The sequence below is a fragment of the Nonomuraea marmarensis genome, from assembly GCF_043197025.1.
Taxonomy (GTDB): domain Bacteria; phylum Actinomycetota; class Actinomycetes; order Streptosporangiales; family Streptosporangiaceae; genus Nonomuraea; species Nonomuraea marmarensis.
Genome location: NZ_JBICRM010000020.1, coordinates 16,872 through 36,667, shown reverse-complemented (window position 1 = coordinate 36,667; position 19,796 = coordinate 16,872). Strand labels below are relative to the sequence as shown.

15 protein-coding genes are annotated in these 19,796 nt (G+C 71.4%); 10 read left to right on the top strand and 5 right to left on the bottom strand.

The window, feature by feature from the left end:
- Positions 1 to 103 precede the first annotated feature (103 nt).
- On the top strand, positions 104 to 1,513 hold the full coding sequence (locus ACFLIM_RS29220; RefSeq protein WP_393170859.1) for a sialidase family protein: 1,410 nt from the start codon (positions 104 to 106) through the stop codon (positions 1,511 to 1,513).
- Here the strand turns inward: ACFLIM_RS29220 and ACFLIM_RS29215 are convergent.
- A complete protein-coding gene (locus tag ACFLIM_RS29215) occupies positions 1,510 to 2,307 on the bottom strand; it encodes a helix-turn-helix domain-containing protein (protein ID WP_393170857.1) in 798 nt (265 codons plus the stop codon). The genes ACFLIM_RS29220 and ACFLIM_RS29215 overlap by 4 nt on opposite strands.
- A gap of 152 nt (positions 2,308 to 2,459) precedes the next feature.
- On the opposite strand from ACFLIM_RS29215, the gene ACFLIM_RS29210 reads away from it, so the two are divergent.
- Positions 2,460 to 3,539 carry a WD40/YVTN/BNR-like repeat-containing protein gene (locus tag ACFLIM_RS29210; protein ID WP_393170855.1) on the top strand — a complete coding sequence of 360 codons (1,080 nt, stop codon included), beginning with the start codon at positions 2,460 to 2,462 and terminating at the stop codon, positions 3,537 to 3,539.
- Between the two features lie 3 nt (positions 3,540 to 3,542).
- Complete coding sequence (locus tag ACFLIM_RS29205; protein ID WP_393170853.1) at positions 3,543 to 3,851, top strand: hypothetical protein; 309 nt, start codon at positions 3,543 to 3,545, stop codon at positions 3,849 to 3,851.
- Here the strand turns inward: ACFLIM_RS29205 and thyX are convergent.
- The 3 genes from thyX to ACFLIM_RS29190 all read right to left on the bottom strand — a co-directional run bounded on the left by thyX (position 3,848) and on the right by ACFLIM_RS29190 (position 8,142).
- On the bottom strand, positions 3,848 to 4,630 hold the full coding sequence (gene thyX / locus ACFLIM_RS29200) for an FAD-dependent thymidylate synthase (RefSeq protein WP_393170851.1): 783 nt from the start codon (positions 4,628 to 4,630) through the stop codon (positions 3,848 to 3,850). The genes ACFLIM_RS29205 and thyX overlap by 4 nt on opposite strands.
- 218 nt (positions 4,631 to 4,848) lie before the next feature.
- Entirely contained in the window at positions 4,849 to 5,970 is a 1,122-nt protein-coding gene (locus ACFLIM_RS29195) for an amidohydrolase family protein (RefSeq protein ID WP_393170849.1), read from the bottom strand.
- Between the two features lie 45 nt (positions 5,971 to 6,015).
- Positions 6,016 to 8,142 (bottom strand): anthranilate synthase component I, encoded by a 2,127-nt coding sequence (locus ACFLIM_RS29190; protein WP_393170847.1) that lies wholly within the window; start codon positions 8,140 to 8,142, stop codon positions 6,016 to 6,018.
- 268 nt (positions 8,143 to 8,410) lie between these two features.
- Here ACFLIM_RS29190 and ACFLIM_RS29185 point away from each other — a divergent pair, with 268 nt between their 5' ends.
- From ACFLIM_RS29185 to ACFLIM_RS29155, 7 genes are all read left to right on the top strand, one after another.
- Positions 8,411 to 9,604: a cytochrome P450 gene (locus ACFLIM_RS29185; RefSeq protein ID WP_393170845.1), complete on the top strand. Its 1,194-nt coding sequence runs from the start codon at positions 8,411 to 8,413 to the stop codon at positions 9,602 to 9,604.
- Positions 9,605 to 10,267, top strand: coding sequence for a TetR/AcrR family transcriptional regulator (locus tag ACFLIM_RS29180; protein WP_393170841.1), 663 nt, complete (start codon positions 9,605 to 9,607; stop codon positions 10,265 to 10,267).
- Positions 10,268 to 10,278: 11 nt separating this feature from the next.
- Positions 10,279 to 11,712, top strand: a complete 1,434-nt coding sequence (locus ACFLIM_RS29175) for a glycosyltransferase family 39 protein (protein WP_393170839.1) — start codon at positions 10,279 to 10,281, stop codon at positions 11,710 to 11,712.
- Positions 11,713 to 11,831: 119 nt separating this feature from the next.
- The gene (locus ACFLIM_RS29170) at positions 11,832 to 15,350 is read left to right on the top strand and encodes a S8 family serine peptidase (RefSeq protein WP_393170837.1); all 3,519 of its coding nucleotides are present in this window, start codon (positions 11,832 to 11,834) and stop codon (positions 15,348 to 15,350) included.
- Between the two features lie 103 nt (positions 15,351 to 15,453).
- A complete protein-coding gene (locus ACFLIM_RS29165) occupies positions 15,454 to 16,329 on the top strand; it encodes a DUF4394 domain-containing protein (protein WP_393170835.1) in 876 nt (291 codons plus the stop codon).
- A 57-nt stretch (positions 16,330 to 16,386) separates the two neighbouring features.
- Entirely contained in the window at positions 16,387 to 17,964 is a 1,578-nt protein-coding gene (locus ACFLIM_RS29160) for a CocE/NonD family hydrolase (protein WP_393170833.1), read from the top strand.
- The gene (locus ACFLIM_RS29155; RefSeq protein WP_393170831.1) at positions 17,946 to 18,887 is read left to right on the top strand and encodes a helix-turn-helix transcriptional regulator; all 942 of its coding nucleotides are present in this window, start codon (positions 17,946 to 17,948) and stop codon (positions 18,885 to 18,887) included. The genes ACFLIM_RS29160 and ACFLIM_RS29155 overlap by 19 nt, the downstream gene beginning before the upstream one ends.
- On the opposite strand, the gene ACFLIM_RS29150 is transcribed toward ACFLIM_RS29155, so the two are convergent.
- Positions 18,888 to 19,778 carry an SDR family oxidoreductase gene (locus ACFLIM_RS29150; protein WP_393170829.1) on the bottom strand — a complete coding sequence of 297 codons (891 nt, stop codon included), beginning with the start codon at positions 19,776 to 19,778 and terminating at the stop codon, positions 18,888 to 18,890. It abuts the gene before it with no gap.
- Between the last annotated feature and the right edge of the window lie 18 nt (positions 19,779 to 19,796).

The following is a 19,796-nucleotide window of genomic DNA, read 5'->3' as shown; positions in this document are numbered from 1 at the left end:
GGAGGTTGACAGCGGAGGTTGAAGGGTGCGTTGTGGAATTTGACACGCCATGTGGAGGTTGCCCGTGACATCCCCCGCCAGGCGCCGAGGAATCGGCGGGCTCTTGATCGTACCGGCCGTCATCACAACGCTGCTCCTCACCTCCGCCTCCGCATCGGCGGCCGTGCCGCTGACAGATCTCGGAGCCGACCCCTACGCCAACGCCACCAGCCAGCACGGCACGCAGGCCGGGCCCGACACGTTCCAGTCGGGCACGACCATCGTGGTCGCGCAGCAGGCGGGCAGGTTCTTCGACGCAGGGGCGTCCGGCATCGCGGTCGCGACGTCCCCCGACAACGGCGCCACGTGGACGAAGGGCAGCCTGCCCGGGATCACCACGTTCGGCGGCGGACCGTACCAGCGGGTCAGCAACCCGTCGGTGGCGTTCGACGCCAGGCACGGCGTCTGGCTGATCTCGTCCCTGGCGATCACCGACACGGACGGGATCGTCGGGGCCGCGGTCCTCACGAGCCGTTCCACCGACGGCGGCCTGACCTGGGGCGACCCGGTCACGACCGCCGTCGCGGAGGCGGGCGACCTGGACAAGAGCTGGATCGTCTGCGACAACACCCCGGCCAGCCCGTTCTACGGCCGCTGCCACACGGCGTTCGACGACCACGGCGCGGGCAACGCGATCAAGATGGCCCGCTCGTCCGACGGCGGCCTGACCTGGACCGTGACCGGCACCTCGGCCACCGGGCTCGGCGGGCAGCCGGTGGTGCGGCCCGACGGCATGGTCGTGGTGCCGTACCTGAGCGACGACAACCGGATCCGCGCCTTCCGCTCCCGCGACGGCGGCGCGAGCTGGAGCGCCGGCGTGCTGGTCTCGACGGTGGAACGGCACCCGGTCGCGGGCGGGCTGCGGGCCACGCCACTGCCGTCGGCGGAGACGGACGCGGCCGGCACCGTGTACGTCGTCTGGCACGACTGCCGCTTCCAGCTCGGCTGCGCCGCCAACGACATCGTGCTGAGCAGGTCGGCCACCGCGACCGACTGGGGCCATGTCATGCGGGTCACCACCGACGGCGGGGACCACTTCATCCCCGGCCTCGGCGTCGACCGCACCAGCTCGGGGGGCACGGCCAGGCTCGCGCTCGCCTACTACCGCTACCCCGACGCCGCCTGCACCGCCGCGACCTGCCGGCTCACGGTCGGCTACACCTCCTCCGCCAACGGCGGCCAGAGCTGGTCCAAACCCCAGGAGTTATCCGGCGAGATGCCGCTGGACTGGCTCGCGAACACCGCGCAGGGCCGCATGGTGGGCGACTACATCTCCACCTCGGTCGTGCCCGGCGGCAACGCGTACGCGGCGTTCACGGTCGCGGCGGCGCCCGCCGGGGGCGCGTACGACATGCGCACCTACACCGTCACGGGCGGCCTGCCGATCACCGGCGGCGGGCTCGGCCCGATCGCCATCGAGGCGCCCGTCGCGATCGGCGAGGCCGCCCCCGACCTCCCGGCCACCGCCCGCTAGCTCCTTCTGAACGCCGCGGCGGTCTCCTCGTCGCTGGGCCAGAACGTCTCGATGGCCAGCTCGGAGACCGTCACGTCCACCGGCGTGCCGAACGTCGCGATCGTCGTGAACATCGACAACACCCGATCCCCGGCCGCGATCCGCAACGACACCAGGATGTCGGCCGGCCCCGGCACGTGCGCCACGTTCAGATCCACCCCCGGATACCGGTACGACGCCAGCTCGTCGTGCAACTCCGCCAGCCGCCCGTCGCCGGACACCTCGGCCTGCCTGCGCACCTGGTGCAGCAGGTGGGCCCGCACCTCGGCCAGGTTCAGCAGCCGGCCGCCCATCGCGTCGGGGTGCAGCGACAGCCGCATCACGTTGATGGGATCCTTCAGCAGCTCGGCGGGCACCCCTTCCATGAACATGGCCGCCGCCGAGTTGGCCGCCACCAGATTCCACGCCGCGTCCACGACGACCGCCGGGTACGGCTCGTGCCCGGCCAGGATCTTGTCGAGCGCCTGCCGTACGACCTCCATCTCGGGGGCGCGTACCTCACGTTCGGGATAGACCGGAGCGAACCCGGCGGAGACCAGCAGCCTGTTGCGGTGCCGCAGCGGCACCTCCAGCTCCTCGGCCAGCTTCATCACCATCTCGCGGCTCGGCCGGGCCCGCCCGGTCTCCAGAAAGCTGAGGTGGCGGGCCGAAACGTCGGCCTCGATGGCCAGGTCCAATTGGCTCACCCGCCGCCGCTGCCGCCACGACCGCAACAACTCACCAAAAGACTCTTCTCGTACGGCCACCGCTCCCATACCCGGCAACCTACCGGCTTGGAGGGAAGCGCCACGATTACCCGCCAGGTAATGCGGGGCCGCGGCAGACCTCCTGGGACGAATCTCCCAGTCCTCGGAAGTTGTCGGTGCCGCGTGGCACGATGGGCCGCAAGCGAACATGGGAGCCTGCAATGAGTGACGCAATGCTCGCGATCGGCACCCGCAAGGGCCTGTTCCTCGCCCGCTCGGCGGACGGCGGTCCCTTCGAGATCGAGCCGATCCAGTTCTCCACGGTCGCGGTGCCCTCGGTGGCCATCGACACGCGCGGCACCACACCCCGGCTGCTGGCCGGCATCGAATACGGCCATTTCGGTCCGTCCGTCATGTACTCGGACGACCTCGGCAAGACATGGGGGGAGGCGGAGCAACCACCCATCGCCTTCCCCGAGAAGACCGAGGCGACCCTGACGAGGGTGTGGCAGCTCGTGCCCTCCCCCTCCGAGCCCGACGTGGTGTGGGCGGGCGTCGAGCCGGGCGCGCTGTTCCGCTCCGAGGACCGCGGCGTCACCTACCGGCTCGTCGAAGGGCTGTGGGAGCATCCGCACCGGGAGCACTGGCAGCCTGGCGGCGGCGGCCTGTGCCTGCACACGATCGTCAACCACCCCACCGACCCCGAGATCATGGGGGTCGCGATCTCCACCGGCGGCTTCTACCGCACGACCGACGGCGGCCTGTCGTGGGAGGCGGCCAACCAGAACATCCGCACCCCGTTCATGCCCGAGGGCCAGCAATACCCCGAATACGGGCAGTGCGTGCACAAGGTCGGCATGGACCCGTCCCGGCCCGAGCGGCTCTACCTGCAGCACCACTTCGGCGTCTACCGCAGCGACGACTTCGGCGGGAGCTGGCGCGACATCGGCGCCGGCCTGCCGTCGGACTTCGGGTTCCCGATCGCGGTGCACCCGTCGCGGCCCGACACGGTCTACGTGCTGCCGTTGCACGCCGACGTCGACCGCACCCCGGTCGATCACCACTACCGGGTCTTCCGCAGCGACGACGCGGGCCAGACGTGGCAGCCGTTCTCCGAGGGGCTGCCCGAGGGGCGTGTGCACGCGACGGTGCTGCGCGACGCGATGACGGCGTCGGAGGCGGGGTTGTTCTTCGGCACGCGCGACGGGGAGGTCCACTGGTCGCGCGACGACGGAGAGACCTGGTCGCTGGTCGGCCGGCACCTGCCCGACGTGCTCACCGTGCGCGCGGCGGTGCTCTAGTCGATGTCGAAACCCGTGACGATGGTCGTGTTCGTGCTGCCCAGCTCGCTGCGGCGGTGGGTGAGCGGGCGGACGGAGGTCAAGGTCTTCGCCGTCGGCGCCGACCGCGACTCCCCGCCCACCCTGGGCTCGGCCCTCGACATGCTCCGGCGCACCCATCCGCTGCTGGAGGAGCGGCTGCGCGACGACTACGGGCGCATCCGCCGCCACATCAGCATGATCGTGTGCGGCGAGAACGCCCGCGGCCTCGGCGGCCTCGACTGCGCCCTGCCCCCGGGCGCCGAGGTCTACGTGCTACCGGCGCTCGCCTAGACCTTGCGCCAGCCCGGGATCCAGGCCCCGTCCTCGACCACGTAGTCGCCGAAGAGGGCGGGGGCCTCCTTGCGCATGAGCTCGCCGATGCGCTGGAACAACATCCGGATCTCCTCCTCCGCGCCGCCGGCGGTGCGGGCCTCGATCGTGTGCCGCAGCGTGCGCACGTTGGCGGTCCACACCAGCCCGGTCGCCAACCCCTCGGGTGCGAACCTGCGCATGAACGAGGTGCGGTGCTTCTTCTCCGAGAACTTCACACCCTCCTCGTCCAGCCCGAAGTGGCCGGCCATCCAGCGCTGGAACTGCTCGAGCTGCTCCAGCACGGCGGTGGCCCGCTTCATCAGCTCCTCGTCGGCCTGCGCCCACTCGGGGAACCAGAACGGCAGCTCGTCCAGCCGGACGAACCGCAGCGACTCCTGGGAGATCGCCACACCCGGGCGATGTCGCACAAGCTCATGGGTGAGCACTCTGCTCACGTTGTGCAGCACAAAGCTGAAGCTCACGTGCTCGAGGACCGAGCCGTGCGCGCTGGCCAGGATGTTGCGCAGGTAGTCGTCCTGGTTCTCCCTGATCTTGACCACGTTGGGGTTGAGCCCCGGCTCGAAGGAGCGGTAGCAGAGCCGGCCGGCGAACTCGGCGAGGTTTTGCGCGTCGAGGTCGCCGCGGTCGAGCCGTTCCAGCCAGCTCTCGCCGCCGACCTCGCCCAGGTAGCGGGCCAGCTCGTCGTAGTCGAGCTGTGGGCGGGCCACGATGAAGACCTCGGGTTCGACAGTGCGCATGGGGAGCCCCCGCTCGGATTGGGTGTTGTGATGGCCCAAGCAAACCAGGTCGCGCCGCTCGACGCGAGTCGGCCCCCTCGCAGTCGTACGGCGTGCGCCTACGGCAGGTCAGCGGCTGTATGGGCCTCGGCCCGGCGCCCCAGAGTGCCTCCTGGAACTCCACGCTGCCCCGCCCGGGAACGGTGACCTGGCCATCAGGTCCCGGCTCGCCGGCGAGTTCACAGGCGATATATCCGGCGGGCGTTCCCGGAGCCGATCATGTGGGCCACCCTGGCCGCGTCGGCGGCGCTCCACTCCCCGGCGGCGAGCCTGGACCCGAGCGCCGCGCCCAGCGCGCGCCGGTGGGAGAGCGCGCCCAGGTAGCCGGTCTCGGCCACGCCGCGGCAGCCGGAGCTGAACAGCTGCTTGTGGAACGGCGCCAGCTCGAGCAGCTCGTCCATGACCCCGGCCGACGCGCCGACGTCCACGTAGACGTGCGGGCAGACGCTGGCCAGGTAGGCGGCCTGGCGGTGGAACGGGTAGCAGTGCAGCAGGATCACCGGCACGCCGACCGGCTGCAACGCCCGGACGAGCGTGCTCAGCCTGGCCGGGTCGGTGCGGTGCAGGCCGGGCCCCGAGCCGCCGAAGCCGGTGTGGAACTGCACGGGCAGCCCCCGTTCCCTGGCCACGTCGATCGCGCTCCACAGCAGGTGGCGCAGCAGGATCGGGTCCGAGGGCGGTTCCTTGGGCTCGGCCAGGCGCCGGTTGGCGGCCGCGATCACCGAGCCCCTGCTCGGCCTGGACGGGTCGAAGTCGAGCCCGCACAGGCAGGCGATCACGGTCTTCAGCCCGACGGCCCTGGCGGCCCTGGCGGCCAGCTCCTCGCCGAGGCTGTCCAGGTAGTCCACGGCCGCCTGGGCCGTCTCGGCCACGTCGCGTTCGATCCGCTCGATCCGTACCAGCTCGTCGGCCGCCGCGCCGCCGTGGCGGCCCATCTCGGCGGCCGTCAGCAGCTCCGTCTCGTCCGGAGCGGTGTCGACCAGGAACGCCACCACCCCCGCCCCCGCCAGCAGCCGCCGGTTGACCTCGCCCGCGCCCAGCTCGGCCCGGCGGGCGAGGTAGACGGCGGGCGGCGCGTGCGGCTCCAGGTCGAGCAGGGGCGCGCACCAGCGGCGCAGCGCCGCGCCGAACGGCGTGTCGAAGTGGGTGGTGCCGGGCGGCGCCGGGCTGCCGCCCGCGTTGATGAGCAGCTCGAACTCGGCTCTGGTCAGGTCGTCTCGCCGCACCCCGTGACAGTGGTGGTCGACGAGCGGGGCGAGCAGCGCGTCACGCACCGTGTCGGGCAGGTCTACGGGGAGCATGCGGAGACTCTAAGGGAGCTCCGCACGCCCCGGCGGCCGTTTTACCTACCTGCGAGCGAGGCGCAGCACGTTGGCGATGACCTTCGCGCCCGCGCCGCCCTCCTGCGTCAGGATCGACTCGGGGTGGAACTGAACGGCGAAGCGCCGCCGTTCGAGGTCCTCGATGGCCATGACGTTGCCGTCGGGCGTGAGCGCGGTCGGGGTGAAGCCGACCACGCCGGGCCGCTTGGCGTGCAGCGAGTGGTAGCGGGCGGCGGTGAACTCCTCGGGCAGCCCGTCGAGCAGCGCGCTGCTGCCCAGCCGCGAGACCTGGCCGCGCTTGCCGTGCTCGGGGTAGTCGAGCAGCTCCAGCGTGCCGCCCGCCTGCTCGACCATGGCCTGCAGCCCGAGGCAGACGCCGAACACCGGCAGGTCCCGGGCGTAGACCTGGTCGAGCAGCGCCGACATGCCGAAGTCGGTCGGCCAGCCGGGGCCGGGCGAGAGCACCACCAGGTCGGGCCCGATGTCGTCGATCATGTTCGTGGGGAAGCCGTGGCGCAGCGTCACCACGTCGGCGCCTTCCTGGCGGAAATAGTCGGCCAGCGTGTTGACGAAGGAGTCCTCGTGGTCGACGAGCAGCACCTTCATGCCCTGGCCCGGCTGCGGCCTGGGCTCGGGGACGGGCACGGAGCCGGGCTGGTTGACCGTGGCCAGGGCGCCGAGCAGGGCGCTGGCCTTGAGCTCGGTCTCGCGCTCCTCCGACTCGGGGTCGGAGTCGAACAGCAGCGTGGCCCCGGCCCTGACGGCCGCGACGCCGTTCTTGATCTGCGCGGTACGCAGGGTCAGGCCGGTGTTCATGGAGCCGTCGAAGCCGATGAAGCCGATGGCGCCGCCGTACCACCTGCGGGTGGTGGCCTCGTGGTCCTCGATGAACTGCATGGCCCACGTCTTGGGCGCGCCGGTGACCGTGACGGCCCACATGTGGGTGAGGAAGGCGTCGAGGGCGTCGAACTCGGGGCGCAGCCGGCCCTCGATGTGGTCGACGGTGTGGATCAGCCGGGAGTAGAGCTCGATCTGGCGGCGGCCGATGACCTTGACCGTGCCGGGGACGCAGATGCGCGACTTGTCGTTGCGGTCGACGTCGGTGCACATGGTCAGCTCCGACTCCTCCTTGACGCTCGACAGGAGGGTGCGGATGGCCTCGGCGTCCTCGACCGGGTTGCTGCCGCGGGCGATGGTGCCGGAGATGGGGCAGGTCTCGACGCGGTCGCCGCTGACCCTGACGTACATCTCGGGCGAGGCGCCGACCAGGTGCTCGCCATGGCCGAGGCTGATGATGAACTCGTAGGGGGCCGGGTTGCTGTGGCGCAGGCCGCGGTAGAAGGCCGACGGGTCGGTGCAGGTGGCGTGGAAGACCTGGCCGGGCACGACCTCGAACAGGTCACCGCGCTTGAACTTCTCCTTGGCGGCGGCGACGACCTTGGCGTATTCGCCCTTCTCCGGGTCCTCGGGCAGCTCGGCGGGAGTGACGGGCGGGGCGGTCGTGCCGGTCCTGTCCAGGCCGCGGGTGGTGGCGCCGTCGACGGTGAACTCGTAGCGGTATTCGACGCTGGTCTCGCGCTGCCGGTCGATCACGACCAGCCGGTCGGGCAGGTGGAGCACGAGGTCGCGCTGGTCGTCGGGGCGGGCGAGCTCCTGCCTGATGGGCTCGAACTGGAAGGCCAGGTCGTAGCCGAACGCGCCGTAGAGCCCCAGGTGCGAGTCCTCGCCCTTGAAGGCGGCGATGACCTCGCGGATCGCGGTGAACACGGTGGGCCTGCGGCTGCGCATCTCCTCCGGCAGCAGGTCCTCCGACTCCGGTACGTGCACCTCCACGTGGTCGGCGGTGGGCTGGGCGACCGGCTTGCCCGCGGCCAGCAGGCAGGAGGCGACGGCGGGCAGCACCACCCGGCCGCGGTCGTTGAGCGCGGTCGCCGAGATGGTGCGCCCCTTGGCGACCAGCTCCAGGCACGGATCGACGTAGCCGAACGCCCATCGGCTGTAGCGGCCCGGGTAGTCCATGCCCGAGGAGAAGGCGCCGCCGCGCCGCTCCGCCAGGGCCGTCACGATCTCTTCGAGCGCCGCCTCGTCCACCTCGCGCGCCTCGCGCTCGACACCGATGCCCCCGGCGGTGGTATATCCGCTCGTCTCCACTAGCTGCCCCTTACCACGTCAAAAATGCCGAGCCCCGGGGGCGGACACGAGAATGGCCGCCATCCGGGGCGGCCGTCCGTTGAGGAATGCGAAACACGCGCCGCCTAGAAGCGGCGCCACCACTGGAGCTGAGCGTGAGTTCGCATGGGGACAGGTTAACCGCCCGATCATGATCGCGCAACGCGACCCGCCCTCACCCCCCGCTGAACGAATTTCAATACAGAGCTGTACTGTATTGCTGTAGTCATCGGTCGAGAGGAGACCCGAGATGACCGAGGCCGAGGCGATCTCGCTGCCCACCGTGCGCCCCACCCCGTTCGACCCGCCCGCGGACCTGGCCAAACTGCGCGAGACGCGGCCCATCACCCCCCTGGCCTACCCCGACGGCCATCAGGGCTGGCTGGTGACCAGCCACGCCCTGGTCCGCGAGGTGCTGGCCGACCGGCGCTTCAGCGCGCGCTCCGAGCTGCGGCACATCCCCATCCCGCAGGCGGCCCAGGGTCCGGCCCGGCCCGCGCCGCCCGGGATGTTCCTCTCGAACGACCCGCCCGTGCACACCCGCTACCGCCACCTGCTCACCGGCGAGTTCACCGTGCGCAGAATGCGCCTGCTCACCGAGCGCATCGAGGAGATCACCAAGCGGCAGCTCGACCTCATGGAGCGGCAGGGCCCGCCGGCCGACCTCGTGCGGATGTTCGCGGGGCCGGTCCCGGCCGTGGTGATCTGCGAGCTGCTCGGCGTGCCGGACCAGGACAGGGAACGCTTCCAGGCCGAGGCCGTCACGCTCATGCGGCCGGACAGCTCCCAGGAGCAGAAGATCTCCGCCTTCCTGGCGGTGCAGGCGCACATGAAGGAGCTGGTGCTGGCCAAGCGGGCCAAGCCCACCGACGACCTGCTCAGCGGCCTGACCAGGAGCGACCTGACCGACGAGGAGCTGGCCAACATCGGCTTCATGCTGCTCGGCGCCGGGCTCGACACCACCGCCAACATGCTGGCCCTGGGCACGTTCGCGTTGCTGCGCCACCCGGACCAGCTCGCCGTGCTGCGTTCCGAGCCGGACAAGGCCGAGCAGGTGGTGGAGGAGCTGCTGCGTTACCTCAGCATCATCCCCTTCCTGGTACGCACCGCGCTGGAGGACGCCGAACTGGGCGGCGAGCTGGTCAGGGCCGGGCAGACGGTCACCATCTCGATCCCGGCGGCCAACCGCGATCCCGGCCGTTTCCCCGACCCCGACACGCTCGACCTGCGCCGGCACAGCGGCGGCCACGTGGGCTTCGGCCACGGCGTGCACCAGTGCATCGGGCAGCAGCTGGCCAGGGTCGAGATGCAGGCGGGCTTCCCCGCGCTGTTCGCCAGGTTCCCCTCACTGCGCCTGGCCGTCGAGCCCGGCGAAGTGCCGCTGCGCACCGACATGCTCATCTACGGCGTGCACAGCCTCCCCGTCACCTGGGACGTGGTCTAGATGGACGCCATCCGCTCCGCCGGGCAGGGACCGCCCGGCATGACCGGCTCCACGCGCACCCCGCGCCCGCCCGGCCGGCCGCGCAGCCAGGAGGCGGACACCGCCATCCTGACCGCCGCGCTCGACCTGCTCATCGAGCTGGGCGCCGCCCAGACCAGCATCGAGCAGGTCGCCCGGCGGGCGGGCGTGACCAGGGCGACGGTCTACCGCAGGTTCGCCGGCAAGACCGAGCTGCTGGTGCGGGCCCTGGAGCTGGCCAACCACGACCACGATCCCGACTTCACCGGCTGGCGCGACATCGAGCACATGTTCGGCGACTGGGCGGCGCACCTGGCGGTTCCCCGCCATCGCACGCTGCTGCGCAGGCTGACCGGCACGGTCGACGACTATCCGGAGCTGGGCCGGACGTACCGGCTGGTCAACGGCGGCCAGCGGCGGGCGTACGTGCGGGAGATGTTGTCCCGGGCGCGGGATCTCGGGGAGCTGCCGACGGACGTCGATGTGGACGTGCTGGGAGACGACATCCTCACCGGCGCGGTGCTGAACCATCTCGGCACCCATCCCGACGACGAGAGCGCCGACGAGATCAAGGCGTACTTCATGAGGATCATGAAGCAACTCGGTTACCGCCCGGCAGTGACAAAGGGGCGTCAAAGGATCTAACTTTAGCGTCCATGGAACGGCCCTTAGCGTGGCGGTCGGTCACGTTGATCGCGTTCGTGGTGTTCGGGGTTCTGCTCGCGCTGAGTCCAGGTTATGGATATCACCGCGACGAGCTCTACTTCCGCGTTCTGTCCGAGCACCCCGCCTGGGGCTACGTGGACCAGCCACCGCTGACGCCGATGCTGGCCAGGGCCGGGATCGCGCTGTTCGGCGACACGGTCACCGGGATCAGGGTGTTCCCCGCGCTGGCCACCGCCGTCCTGGTCGTGCTCATGGCCCTGGTCGCGCGGGAGCTGGACGGCGGCAAGGCGGCGCAGACGCTGGTCGCGCTGGGCACGGCGACGGGCGCGTACTCGCTGATCGCCGGGCACACGATGCTGACGTCCAGCTTCGACCTGCCGCTGTGGGCGGCGGCCATCCTGTTCGTGCTGAAGGCGTTGCTGCGCGAGCAGCCGCGCTGGTGGCTCGCCGCGGGGATGGTCATCGGGCTGGCCACCTACAACAAGCACCTCATCGCGCTGCTGGTGGTGGGACTGGCGGCCGGGCTGCTGATCGCCGGGCCGCGGCGGGTGCTGGCCGGCCCGTGGTTGTGGGCCGGCGCGCTGGTCGCGGTGGTGATCGCGGTGCCGAACCTTCTCTATCAGGTGGCCAACGGCTGGCCGCAGCTGGAGATGGCGGCGGCGCTCAGCGCGGACAAGGGCGCCGAGATGCGCATCTTGTTCGTGCCGATGCAGCTGATCGTGTTCGGCCCGGTGGTGTCGGTGCTCGCGGCGTTCGGGTTCGTGCGGTTGTGGCGGGACCGGCGGGTGCGGGCGCTGGCGATCGCGTACCCGGTGGCGGCGGCGCTGACGCTGAGCAGCGGCGGACGCTTCGACTACGCGGCCGGGCTGATCCTGCTGCTGTTCGCGGCGGGCTGCGTGAGCGCGACGGCGAGCGCGCGGGTGCGGCCGGCGGGCGGCTTCCTGGTGCTCAACGGGCTCGGGTCGGCGGTGATCGCGTTACCGCTGATCCCGGTGACCGCGCTGGCCGCCACCCCGATCGCGGCGGTCAACGAGGTGTCGCGCGAGTCGGTCGGCTGGCCCGAGTTCGCCGCGGCGGTCAAGGGAGTCCGCGACGCGCTCCCGCCCGAGGAGCAGGCGCGGACGGCAGTCCTGACGGGCAACTACGGCGAGCACGGCGCGCTGGTCCGGGCGGGGGTGCCGGGCGTCTACTCGGGCCACAACCAGCTCTGGGAGTACGGCCCCCCGCCCGAGACCGCCACCACCGCGATCCTGGTGGACATCGGCCCGCGCGGTCGAGGGCTGTTCGAGACCTGCGCGGAGAAAGCCCGCGTCGACAACGGCGTCGGCCTCGACAACGAGGAGCAGGACACGCCGGTCTACCTGTGCAAAGGCCTGACGCGACCGTGGTCGGCCATGTGGCCTGACGCGCGACATTTCAGCTGACCAGATTACATTTCTGCGCGTCATGTAACGTTTCACGACAGCTCTTGCTTTCCCGACAAGATCTCTTCACTCTTCTCCACAGAGGCGTAAAGATCACCTCTTGTCGCGAAGGAGAGCGCGTGCCGAACACCCTCCGTTGGCGTGCGATCCTCGCCGGGTTCGTCACCTTAGCGGGCTTACTCGTCCCGCAGGCCGCCCAGGCGGCCCCAGACCCCGGCAAGATCGACACGACCGTCCAGGCGCAACTCGCGCAGGACGACAAGGCCACCTTCTGGGTCCGGATGAAGGGGGCGGCAGACCTGAGCGGCGCCCGCCGGGCCGTCACCAAGGACGCGAAGGCCGAGCTGGTCTACGAGGCCAAGACCGAGCGGGCCGAGTCCGCGCAGGAGAGCCTGCGCAAGCTGCTCGACTCGCAGCAGGCCGACTACACCTCGTACTGGATCGTCAACGCGGTACGGGTGACCGCCGGCGAGAAGCTGGCCGCCGAGATCGCCAAGCTGCCCGAGGTGGACCGGATCGAGCCGGTCCGCACCGTCTCGGTGCCGAAGCCTGCGCCCGGCCAGGCGGAGGCCAAGGTCATCGTCGCGGACTCGGCGACATCAGAAGTCGCCGTCGAGTGGAACATCGATCGGGTCAACGCTCCGCGCGTGTGGGACGAGCTGGGCGACCGCGGCGAGGGCATCGTGATCGCCCACATCGACACCGGCGCCCAGTTCGACCATCCGGAGCTGGTCGGCAGCTACCGGGGCAGGAACCAGGACGGGTCGTTCAGCCACGACTACAACTGGTTCGACCCGGCGCACATCTGCCCGACCGCGGCCCCCTGCGACAACAACGGGCACGGCACGCACACCATGGGCACCATGGTCGGCGCGAACGGCATCGGCGTCGCGCCGGGCGCGAAGTGGATCGCCGCCAAGGGCTGCGAGCTCAACACCTGCACCGACGCATCCCTGCTGGCGGCCGGGCAGTGGATCCTCGCGCCCACCGACCTGGATGGCCAGAACCCGCGCACCGACCTGGCCCCGGACATCGTCAACAACTCGTGGGGCGGCGCCGGGTTCAACCCCTGGTACAAGGAGACGGTCGAGGCGTGGGTCGCGGCCGGGATCTTCCCGGCGTTCTCCAACGGCAACGAGGGGCCCGCCTGCGACACCAGCGGCTCGCCGGGCCAGTACACGATCTCCTACAGCGCGGGCGGCTTCGACGTCAACAACGCGCTGTACAACCGGTCGAGCAAGGGCGAGGGCGAGAACGGCGAGATCAAGCCGAACATCGCCGCCCCCGGCGTCAACGTGCGCTCCTCGACCCCCGGCAACACATACAGCAGCTACACCGGCACGTCGATGGCCTCGCCGCACGTCGCGGCCACCGTGGCGCTGATCTGGTCGGCCGCGCCGAGCCTGCAGGGCGAGGTCGAGGCCACCAGGCCGCTGCTCGACACGACCGCGGTGGACGTGGCCGACACGAGTTGCGGCGGCACCGCGACCGACAACAACGTCTGGGGCGAGGGCCGGCTCGACACCTTCGCCGCCGTTCAGGCCGCCCCCGACGAGGGGCTCGGCGACCTCGCAGGCACGGTCACCGCGGGCGGGGCGCCCGTGCCCGGGGTGACGATCACCGTGTCGGGGCCGCTGAGCCGCACCGTGACGACCGGCGCTGACGGCACGTACGCCATCCCGCGCCTGCTGCCCGGCGACTACCAGGTCAGCGCGGAGAAGTTCGGCTACGAGCAGGCCACCGCGACGGCGACGATCACGGCGGAGCAGTCCTCCACCGCGGACGTGTCCATGACCAGGCAGCCGGCCGCCGTCGTCGCCGGCACGGTGACCACGGCCGGCACGCCGGAGCCTGGCGCGTCGGTCGAGGCGGCCGGCACGCCGGTGAGCGCGGTGACCGACGCCGCCGGCCGCTACAGCCTGACGCTGCCGCACGGCTCCTACGACCTGCGGGTCACGCCGGCCTCCAGCTGCTCCAGCGGCGCGACGTCGGCCGTCACGGTGGGCGGTGACCTGGTCAAGGACATCGAGCTGCCGCTGCGCGGCGACAACTTCGGCTACACCTGCAGGAGCGGCGCGCAGGCGTACGTGGCCGGCACCGAGAAGCTGGCGCTGACCGGCGACGACGAGGCCCAGCAGGTGACGCTGCCGTTCCCGATCCCGTTCTACGGCACGGGTTACGGCAAGGCGTGGATCGGCACGAACGGGTACGTCTCGTTCGCCACGGACCGGGTCACCACCGGCAGCAACGGCCGGCTCCCGACCACGGGCACGCCCAACAACGCGGTCTACCCGTACTGGGACGACCTCACGGTGGACGCCCAGGCCGGGGTGTACACGGCGGTGACGGGCACCGCGCCGCACCGCACGTACGTGGTCGAGTGGCGCAACGTCAACTTCTACAACGAGACGAGCCAGCGGGTGTCGTTCTCGGCGCTGCTGGGCGAGGACGGCTCGATCGCCTTCCGGTACAAGGACATCGAGAGCGAGCGCGACCAGGGCGCCAGCGCCACGATCGGCGTCGAGAACGCGGCCGGCGACGACGCGCTGCTGTACTCCTACGAGGAGCCGGTGTTGTCCACCGGGCAGAGCCTGGCGTTCACGGCCAGCAGGCACGGCCTGGTGACCGGCGCCGTCACCGACGTCAACGACGGCAAGCCGCTGGCCGGGGCGACGGTGCGGGTCGGCGACGTGGCCACGTTCACCACCGGCGAGGATGGATCGTTCTACGGGCAGGTGCTGGCGGGCGACTACGAGGTGGTGGTGTCCAAGGAGCACTACGGCACGTTCACCCAGGCCGTCACGGTCGGGCCGGCCACGGTGACGAGGATCGACACGGCGCTGGTCACGGGACGGGTGAGCGCGTCGGCCGCCGAGGTGACCGTGGTGATGCCGGCCGAGTCCACCCGCGCCAGGACGCTGGAGCTGACGAACCTGGGCGCGGCCACCGCGTACACGGTCACCGGCGAGCCCTGGTTCGCCGTCACCCCGGCGGCGGGCGAGCTGGCCAAGGGGCAGGCGGTGACGCTGAAGGCGACGGTCTCCAGCGCCGGCGTCGCGCCCGGCACGCTGCGGGAGGGCAAGCTGGTCGTCAAGTCGGCCAGCGGCCGGCAGCCGACCATCGAGATCAAGGTGACGGTCGTGGTGCCCAAGCTCCAGGTGGCCATCGACGTCGGGGGCACCAGGAGCCTGACCGACTCCGCCGGTGACACCTGGACGCCGGACAAGAAGTACGCCGCGGGAAGTTACGGCTACCTGACCAACCAGAACCGGACGCAGAGCACGTCCAAGACGATCAAGGGCACCGCGGACCAGGCCCTGTTCAGGACGGCCCGGGAGAGCATGCTGGAGTACCGGTTCGATAACGTCCCGGCCGGGACGTACACGGTCGAGCTGGACTTCGCCGAGGTGCAGAACACCCAGATGGGCAAGCGGGTCTTCGACGTGCTCGTCGAGGGGCAACTCGCGATCCCGGCGCTCGACCTGGCCCTGGAGGCGGGCACGTACACGGCCGTGACCAGGCAGTACACGGTGAAGGTGAGCGACGGGCAGCTCAACGTGCGCTTCGCCACCCGGCAGGGTTCGACGATCGTCAACGGGGTGCGCATCTCGGAGCGCCCCGACCGGGCGATCCCGTAGCAGCCGGCGGGTAAGGGCACCGCGAGTAAGGGTGCCCTTACCCATCCGAAGACGGCGAGTCAGCGAAGAAAGGGGCAAAGCAACACCCACACAAGGAGATCTGATGCGTAAGCAACTGGCGCTCGCCGTCGTCGTGCTCGGCGCGGGCGCGGTCGCGGGTACGTTCCTGGCCTCGCCCGCGCAGGCTCAGCACCGCTACGCCGGCCCGCGCGTTACGGGCCTGACCACCATGGGCGATCTGGTCGTCTTCGACGCCGGCAACCCGAGGAGGGTCGACCGGGTCGGCCGGATCAGCGGCCTCAGAGGCGACATGAAGGTCGTCGGCATCGACTACCGGGTGCAGAACGGCAAACTGTACGCGGTCGGCGACAAGGGCGGCATCTACACGCTGGACAACCGGGCCAGGGCCTCGAAGGTGTCCCAGTTGACGGTCGCGCTCAACGGCAAGGCGTTCGGCGTCGACTTCAACCCGGCCGCCAACCGGCTGCGCGTCATCAGTGACGCCGGCCAGAACCTGCGGCACAACCTCGACGACCCGATGGGCGCGCCGGCCAGGGGCATGACCGCCACCGACGGCACGCTCACCAACCCGCCCGTGCCCCCCGCCACGGCCGGGGCGACCGCCACCGGTGTGACCGGCGCCGGCTACACCAACAACGACCTCGACGCGACCACCGCGACGACCCTGTTCGACGTGGACACCATGGGCGACCAGGTCTCGGTGCAGTCCCCCGCCAACGCGGGCAACCTGGCCCCGGCCGGCAAGCTGGGCGTGAACGCCGCCACGGATGCCGGGTTCGACGTCTTCAGCAAGCTGCGCAGGGGCGTCACGGTGTCGAACACGGCGTACGCCACCCTGAGGACCGGCGGCGCATACCGCTTCTACACGGTCAACGCGCTGACCGGCAACGCCGTCCAGGTGGGTTCGTTCCCCTCGAACCGCCAGGTCAGCGACATCGCCGTGCAGCTCGACCGATAGCTCTACGGGTGCCCCCGGGCTACCGCACACCGGGCGGCATCTGTTACTGGTTAGTACATGAGACGCGTGCGGCTCCAGCGTGATCTTCCAGTGCCGATGCCCGACGGCGTGACGCTGCTGGCCGACCATTACGCCCCGGCCGGAGGCAAGCGGGCCCCCGTCATCCTCATCCGCTCCCCCTATGGCCGGCGTGGCCTGCTCGGCTGGGTCCACGGCCGCGGCTTCGCCCGGCAGGGATTCCACGTCGTGATCCAGAGCTGCCGCGGCGGCTACGGCTCGGGCGGCCTGCTCGACCCGCTCGGCGACGAGCACGACGACGGCCTGGCCACCGTCGCCTGGCTGCGCGGACAACCCTGGTACGGCGGCTCGTTCGCGATGTTCGGCCCGTCCTACCTCGGCTACACGCAGTGGGCGATCGCGCCCTACGCCGGGCCCGAACTGAAGGCCATGGCCACGCAGATCACCGCCTCGCAGTTCAGGGACGCGGCCTACGTGGGCGGCGCGTTCGCGCTGGAGTCGGCGCTGAGCTGGACCACGCTCACCGACGGCATGTCCCGCCGCTTCGGCGGCGCCTCGGTGCTGACCGCGCCCCGGCTCACCCGCAGGGCGGTCCTGTCGGGCCGCCCCGTGGCCGAGCTGGACCTGGCCTCGGCCGGTCATGCGCTGCCGTTCTTCCAGGACCTGCTCACCCACCACGCCGACCCGGCCGTCCCGTACTGGGAGCAGCGCGACTTCTCCCCGAAGGTGGGCGAGGTGCAGGCCGCGGTCACGATGCTCGGCGGCTGGTACGACGTGTTCCTGCCGTGGCAGCTCAAGGACTACGCGGCCATGCGGGCGGCGGGGCGGCGGCCGTACCTGACGATCGGGCCCTGGTACCACGTGGACACCCGGCACGGGCGGCCCGCGCTGGCGGAGGCGACGGCCTGGTTCCGCGCCCACCTGCTGGGCGACTTCTCCGGGCTGCGGCCCGACCCCGTCCGGCTGTACGTGACGGGCGCCGAGGAGTGGCGCGACTACCCCGACTGGCCGGTGCCCGGGATGCGGGAGCAGCGCTGGCACCTGCAGCACAGGTTCGGGCTCGGCGTCGAGGGCCCGCGCGCGGCCGGGCCCGACCGGTTCCGCTACCACCCCGACCATCCCACGCCGGTGATCGGCGGTCCCGTGCTGCTCGGCGACTCCAGGCCGCGTGACCAGCGGCGGCTGGAGCAGCGCCGCGACGTGCTGGTCTACAGCTCGGCCGCGCTGGAGTCGGACGTGGAGATGATCGGCCCGGTACGCGCCGAGCTGTTCGTGCGGTCGAGCACCCCGTACGTGGACGTCGTGGTGCGCGTGTGCGACGTGCGGCCGGACGGGCGCTCGTTCAACGTGTGCGAGGGGGTCCGCCGGCTCGGGCCCTCCGCCGACGACGTGCGCCGGGTGGAGGTGGATCTGTGGCCGATCGGGCACCGGTTCCGGCGCGACCACCGGATCAGGGTGCACGTGGCGGCCGGGGCGTACCCGACGATCGCCCGCAACCACGGCACCGGCGATCCCCTGCTCGCGGGCGGCGCGATGGTGCCCGCCGACGTCGAGGTGTTCCACTCCCCCGACCGCCCCTCCGCCGTGGTGTTGCCGTTGTGCGCGCCTCGCGGCTGATGTCGCTGGTCCTGCTGCTGCAGGGCCGGGGCGGGATGACGGCGGCCGAGCTGGCCAGGGAGCTGGAGGTCTCCGAGCGCACGGTGCACCGCGACGTGCTGGCGCTGTCGGAGGCGGGCGTGCCCGTCTACGCCGACCGGGGGCGGGGCGGCGGCTACCGGCTGCTCGACGGCTACCGCACGCGGCTGACCGGGCTCGACCGGGCCGAGGCCGAGGCGCTGTTCCTGTCGGGGGTGCCGGCGGCGCTGCGCGAGATGGGGCTGGAGGAGGTGGCGGCGACCGCCCGGCTGAAGGCTGCCGCCGCGCTCTCCCCCGCCCTGCGGGACGCGCCTTCGGTCGCGGCGCAGCGGTTCCACCTGGACGCGCCGGGCTGGTTCGCCAGTGACGATCCGCCGCCGGCCGCGCTGGCGCCGCTGGCCAGGGCCGTGTGGAACGACCGCCGCGTCTCGGCCGTCTACAAGGACCGGCAGCGCACGCTGGAGCCGTACGGGCTGGTGCTCAAGGCGGGCGCCTGGTACCTGGCGGCGCGGCTCGGGACGCGGTTCCTGATCTTCCGGGTGCACCGGTTCGGCGAGATCTCCGAGCTCGGGGAGTCGTTCGACCGCGATCCGGACTTCGACCTGGCCGCCTTCTGGGCCGGGCAGTCGGCGCAGTTCACGCGTTCGCTGCTCAGGGACGTGATCACGGTGCGGCTCAGCGAGCGCGGGCTGCGGATGTTGCGGCACGTCGCCGACCCGGCGGCGCTCGACGACGCGCTGGCCTCGCTGCGGCCGGACGGCACTGTGCGGCTGGCGGTGGAGTCGGTGCCGGTGGCGTTCTCGCAGGTGCTGCGGTTCGGGCCGGAGGCGGAGGTGCTCGACCCGCCGGAGCTGCGGGCGATGGTCGCCGACGCCGCCGCCCGCATGTCCGCCCTTTATGCGTAGTTACCGGTATTTCTCCCAGCCGGTGTCCCCGCCTGCCTCGCGGACCTCGCGGATGTAGGGCCACACCTGCGGGCGGGTCCCGTCCAGGTCCGTGAGCCCGTACGCCTCGGCCAGCTCACCGCTCTCCACCGACTTGCCCGACCAGCGCTGCCTGTCCGGGTCCTGGGCGAGGGCGGCGATCCCGCGGCCGACGTAGGCGGGGGTCTCCGAGACCATCCAGGCGCTGTCCACCTTCGCCTCCCGCCAGTTGTCCTCGGTGACGCCGAAGTGGTCCAGCATCGCCTCCGAGCGCAGGAACCCCGGCGTCACCGCCACCGCCGTGCCGCCGTACGGGCGCAACTCGTTCGACCAGGCGAACGCGAGCCGGTTCACCGACATCTTGGCCAGGTCGTAGTAGACGTTCTCCCGGTAGCGCGTCTCGTTGTGCGCCCAGGTGCCGTCGGTGACCTCCACGACCAGCCCGCCCTCGTGCTCGATCAGCAGCGGGAGCAGGTGGCGGCTGGAGATGATGTGGGTGTCGATCGCCAGCCTGAGCAGCCTGAGCCCCTTGTCTATGTCGTGTTTCCAGACGGGCGTGTCCCACTCCCACAGGTGCTCGGCGCCCCACACGTCGTTGACCAGCACGTCGAGCCGCCCCCGCTCGCGCCGGACCCGCTCGGCCAGCGCCTCGACCTGCGCCGAGTCCAGGAAGTCGACCTGGGCCGCGATGCCCGTGCCCCCGGCCGCCGTGACCAGCTCGGCCGTCTCCTCGATGGTCTCCGGCCGGTCGATCTCCGAGCGCCGCTCGCGGGTGCTCCTGCCCGTGCAGTAGACCGTCGCGCCGGCCGCGCCCAGCGCCACCGCGATACCCCGTCCCGTTCCGCGGGTCGCCCCCGCCACCAAAGCAATCATGCCGCCGATCGTGCCGCG